At 61.6% G+C, this 4,848-nt stretch carries 4 protein-coding genes and 2 tRNA genes; 4 read left to right on the forward strand and 2 right to left on the reverse strand.

Annotated features, from left to right (window positions below; genetic code table 11):
• Nucleotides 1–86 precede the first annotated feature (86 nt).
• Nucleotides 87–159: transfer RNA gene (locus TX78_RS01010), tRNA-Lys, on the reverse strand.
• A 121-nt stretch (nt 160–280) separates the two neighbouring features.
• Nucleotides 281–895, reverse strand: coding sequence for a hypothetical protein (locus TX78_RS01015; protein ID WP_044492859.1), 615 nt, complete (start codon nt 893–895; stop codon nt 281–283).
• A 123-nt stretch (nt 896–1,018) separates the two neighbouring features.
• Here TX78_RS01015 and bcp point away from each other — a divergent pair, with 123 nt between their 5' ends.
• The 4 genes from bcp to TX78_RS01035 form a co-directional block, all read left to right on the forward strand.
• Nucleotides 1,019–1,486 (forward strand): thioredoxin-dependent thiol peroxidase, encoded by a 468-nt coding sequence (gene bcp / locus TX78_RS01020; protein ID WP_044492861.1) that lies wholly within the window; start codon nt 1,019–1,021, stop codon nt 1,484–1,486.
• A gap of 19 nt (nt 1,487–1,505) precedes the next feature.
• A tRNA-Leu gene (locus TX78_RS01025) sits at nt 1,506–1,586 on the forward strand.
• A 53-nt stretch (nt 1,587–1,639) separates the two neighbouring features.
• Nucleotides 1,640–3,289, forward strand: a complete 1,650-nt coding sequence (locus TX78_RS01030) for an ABC transporter substrate-binding protein (RefSeq protein ID WP_044492863.1) — start codon at nt 1,640–1,642, stop codon at nt 3,287–3,289.
• A gap of 199 nt (nt 3,290–3,488) precedes the next feature.
• On the forward strand, nt 3,489–4,848 hold a 1,360-nt coding region (locus tag TX78_RS01035; RefSeq protein ID WP_233722137.1), incomplete at its 3' end, for a malate:quinone oxidoreductase.

Genomic DNA, 4,848 nt, shown 5'->3' on the forward strand with positions numbered 1-4,848 from the left:
GCAGCGAGAGAGAATTTCCTTCTGGGACGGCGAAAGCCGCCGGTCTGCTGACCGGCGGCTTTCGCTCTGAGAAGCTCAGAGCACAGTGGGCCCCCCGGGACTCGAACCCGGAACCTGCAGATTAAGAGTCTGATGCTCTGCCAGTTGAGCTAGAGGCCCTCGAACGGGCCCTGAAGCTTCTCGGTTTGTCCCCCCGATCTCTCGGGGCAACGACATAAGAGCTTATCAGCACTTTTATGCGATGCCAACTCCGAGCATCGTGACACTCATCTCACTGCGTTCACGCCGCGGAGTGAGTACGCTCCACTGCGTCCATGAAGTGGTCCAGGAAACTGTAGAAGTCCTCAACATCAAGCTCCTGGTGCAGCGGCACCTCGTGAAGCTGAGGCAAACTCACTGTCTCCTGGACATCAAGGATCAGCCGGCGACCGGTGGACAGGGCGACCTCCACAGTTGAACCTTCAGTGGCCATACCTGCCAGGTTCGTCAGATTCACTAGAACCGGTGCCGTCGAGGGAATCGTCGGCTCCGCAGGGAATGCGCCGCCGGAGCCGGCGCCGTCGTAGTCTTCAGCCCGATCGTCCGCTGACTCCCGGTCCTGATTCAGGGCGTGAACTCGGTGCACCGCATCAGCCAAGTTGATCGGGCACAGCACCATCTCCACCGGTTCGCGGCGGTAGCCCACCAGAAGGTTGCGGCTGCGCACCATGTTCTCCTGCACCGATTCGCCGGCCTCCGGCCGCACAACCCCTGCCGGCTCATCCCTGTCCCCCAGCAGATTCCGGGCGTAGAGAAGGTTGTAGGAACCGAAGTTCATCACCGAGGCGTCGAAGGCCGCGCGCAGGGCCGCCACCAGTTGCTCCTCTTCCGCACTGCGCTCGGTGTGAATAACCATGGCGTCAGTCTACGGAGCACATCTGACACAGACCCTGGAGACGACACGCGAAAATCCCGGATCTCAACACAACGTTTACATTTGAAGGCGGCAATCGAACTGAACACTGACACTGGAGGCTTAATGAACGCGCGCTTGAATCCCGGAGACACTGCACCTGACTTCACACTGACCACAGCATCAGGAGAATCACTCTCCTTGAGCTCACTGCGCGGGAAGAAAGTCATCATCTACTTCTACCCCAAGGCCTCCACCCCCGGCTGCACCACTCAGGCCTGCGATTTCCGGGATTCGCTCGCCTCGCTCCAGGGTGCGGGATACCAGGTGCTGGGAGTCTCCCCCGACCCAGTTGCCGCTCTGGAGAAGTTCACCGCGAAGGAAGAACTCACGTTCCCGCTGCTCTCCGACGAAGACCATTCGGTGGCTGAGGCCTACGGCGCATGGGGCGAGAAGAAGAACTATGGCCGCGTCTTCGAGGGACTTATTCGCTCCACTGTGGTCATTGACGAGAACGGCGTCGTAGAGCTGGCGCAGTACAACGTAAAAGCCACCGGGCACGTGGCGCGTCTACGCAAAAGTCTGGGCCTCTAGTAAGCTTGCGGGGACTCAAGCGCGAGTGGCGGAATTGGTAGACGCGCTGGATTTAGGTTCCAGTGTCTTTGACGTGGGGGTTCAAGTCCCCCCTCGCGCACCCGCTGCATCATTTTCTCCTCATCGCAGGACACATGTGAAGGTGGCACCACTATGCCCGACCAGCTCGACAGGCGGCGCTTCCTCGGCGCCTCTGCCCTGACCGGAGTCTCAGCGGCTCTATTGGGAGCTGGCACCTCAGGTAACGAGTCAGAAGAACAGTCCACCGGCGATGGTGAGGATCAGTCTGCTGAGTCTGCCACCCGTGTCATCATCGGTGGGGTGTCGCTGCCGGCATCCCTGGACCCGGGCCTGGCGGTGGACACTGAGACTGAACGCATCTGCCGGCAAATTTTCGAGACTCTGGTGGGCGTTGACCCGGATACCGGCGCAGCTTCACCCCTGCTGGCCGAGGAATGGGAGATCAGCGACGACGAGCTGACCTATACCTTTCAGCTGCGCGAGGGAGTGACATTCCACGACGGCAGCACCCTGACGGCTGAAACCGTGGTCGCTAATTTCCGCCGCTGGGGCCAGTTGGACTACCTCTATGGATTCGGCAATATCAGCCGCACTACCGCATTGGCCTTCCCCACGGTCTTCGGCGGCTATATGGATCAGGACGGCTGCGTCTTGGAGTCTGTGGAAGCTGAGGATGAGCGCACGGTGGTGCTCACGCTCAGTGAACCTGTGGTTTTTCTACTCCAGGCACTAACCCTGCCGGCTTTCGGAATTGCCGCGTCCGCAGCGCTTTCTGACTCTGACCCGGGCCGGCTGACCCGCACCCCCCTTGGTACCGGTGCCTATCAGTTGGTCTCCCAGGAGGGAGGCGAGACAAGACTGCAGATCTTTGCGGACTATTGGAATGACGCCACCGGTACCGAGGAGGTGGTGGTGCGGGCCCTGCCGAGGTCCTTTGACCGGCTCCGTGAGCTCCAGCGGGGACGGCTTGATGTCTATGACTGCATCACCGCGGATAACTTGCGTCCGCTAGTGCAAGCAGGTCGGCTGATTCTGCAGCGAGATCCTTTCTCTGTTCTCTACCTGGGCTTCAACTTAGGCCACCCAGTGATGAGCGATCCCGATGTTCGCCAAGCGGCCGCCCATGCAGTGAACCGGACTCCGCTGGTACAGAACCTCTTCCTAGAAGGCTCCCGGCCCGCGTTCCAGTTCACTCCCCCGGCTCTCGGTGTCCACTCCGACTCCGCAGACCGTCATGGTTTCGACCGCGCACAGGCCCGTGAACTTCTTGCCGAGTCCGGGTACGACGGCGAACCGCTTGTTTTCTACTACCCGATGGCCACCACCCGCAGCTATCTTCCCCGCCCAGAAGCCGTCTTCGCTGCATTGGCCGCCGACTTGACCTCCGTGGGGTTCGTCATCAAGCCCAAACCTGTGGTGTGGGACGAAGGTTACGTAGATCAGCTGCTGGCCGATGATGACCGGGCAATGCACTTATTGGGCCGCAATGGCGGGTTCCGTTCACCGCACAGCTTCTTCGGACCGCTGTTCGGCCAGAGCGGACGCGAGTTCAACTACGACACCGAAGAGGTCCGTGAGCTGCTGGATCAGGCACGGGCCGAGCCCGACGAGGACCAGCGCGCCGATATCTACCGCGAAGTGGCGGACTTAGTGGCCGAGGATCTCCCGGCGCTGCCGCTGGCTTATCCGATCTCCGCGCTGGCACTGGGCAACCGAGTCGCTGACTATCCGATGTCCCCGGTGCTTAACGAGCGGTTCACCGATATAGTCCTGGCGCCCTGAGCCTTGCGACGGCCTGCCCCACATGACTGTCCACGGCATAGTGCCGCCGCTGAGAGAATTTCGTGGCCCGTTCGCTCCGCGGGTAAAGTCATGAGCGAATTCATCTCCCCTTCGAAGGTACAAGGAGTCTCCTGTGACCGAGTCATCGTCGACTAGTCCAGCGCAGCGTTTCGATGTCATTCTCATTGGCGGCGGCATTATGTCCACTACCCTGGGTGCCCTCCTGAAGGAGCTGCAGCCCGAGTGGGAGATCGCGCTCTTTGAGAAGCTGGACCAGGCCGGCCAGGAGTCCTCGGACCCCTGGAACAACGCCGGCACCGGCCACACTGCCTACTGCGAACTGAACTACACCCCTCGCGGCTCCGACGGTGCGGTGTCCACCGCCAAGGCCGTGGGAATCGCGGAGCAGTTCCATGTCTCACGTCAGCTGTGGTCCCACTGGGTCAACAACGGGACCCTGGGCTCCCCGCGGACCTTTATCAACGCGCTGCCTCATATCAGTTTCGTCTGGGGCGAGAAGAACTCCCAGTATCTGCGGGACCGCTACGAGGCGATGAAGGCCCAGCCGCTGTTCAGTCATATCCAGCACAGCGAAGACCACGAGGAGATCGGGTCTTGGGCTCCCCTGCTGACCGAAGGGCGTGACCCCCAGCAGCAGGTGGCGGCGTCGAAATTCGACGACGGCACGGACGTGGACTTCGGCTCATTGTCCCGCCAGCTCTCCAGCCACCTGGATGCCTCCGGTGTGGAACTCCACTTTGGCCACGAGGTCACTGGTCTGAGCCGCGGCACAGACGGCCGCTGGCAGGTCAAGGTCAAGGACCGCTCCGCCGGCCGCAAATTCTCCGCAAGCGCCCGCTTCGTCTTTGTCGGAGCAGGCGGTGGCGCTCTTGGCCTGCTGCAAGCTGCCGGCATCGATGAGATCAAGGGCTTCGGCGGCTTCCCGGTCTCCGGCCAGTTCCTGCGGGTCACTGATTCAGCAGTCGCTGAGAAGCACCACGCCAAGGTGTACGGCTTGGCCTCGGTAGGTGCTCCGCCGATGTCTGTGCCGCACCTGGACACTCGCTTCGTCGAAGGTCGCCGGTCCCTGATGTTCGGCCCCTATGCCGGGTTCTCCACCAACTTCTTGAAGTCGGGCTCTTTCCTGGACCTGCCATTGTCAGTGCGGCCCCACAATCTTCTGCCGATGATGCAGGTGGGCAAGGACAACACTGATCTGGTCACCTACCTGGTCAAGGAAGTCCTGAAGTCCAGCAAGAAGAAGGTCGAAGAGCTTCACCGGTTCTACCCGCAGGCCGACGGCGACCAGTGGGAGCTCATCACCGCCGGCCAGCGTGTCCAGGTGATGAAGAAGAATGAAGACGGCAAGGGTGTCCTGCAGTTCGGCACTGAGCTGGTGGCCGCCGGTGACGGCTCCATCGCCGGCCTGCTGGGCGCGTCCCCCGGAGCGTCCACCGCTCCGAGCATTATGCTGCGGCTGCTGGAACGTTGCTTCCCAGCCCAGGTCGAGGGCTGGAAGACCAAGCTGGAAGAGATGGTGCCTTCCTATGGTCGGCTGC

It is taken from the genome of Nesterenkonia massiliensis, from assembly GCF_000455245.1.
Classification (GTDB): domain Bacteria; phylum Actinomycetota; class Actinomycetes; order Actinomycetales; family Micrococcaceae; genus Nesterenkonia; species Nesterenkonia rhizosphaerae.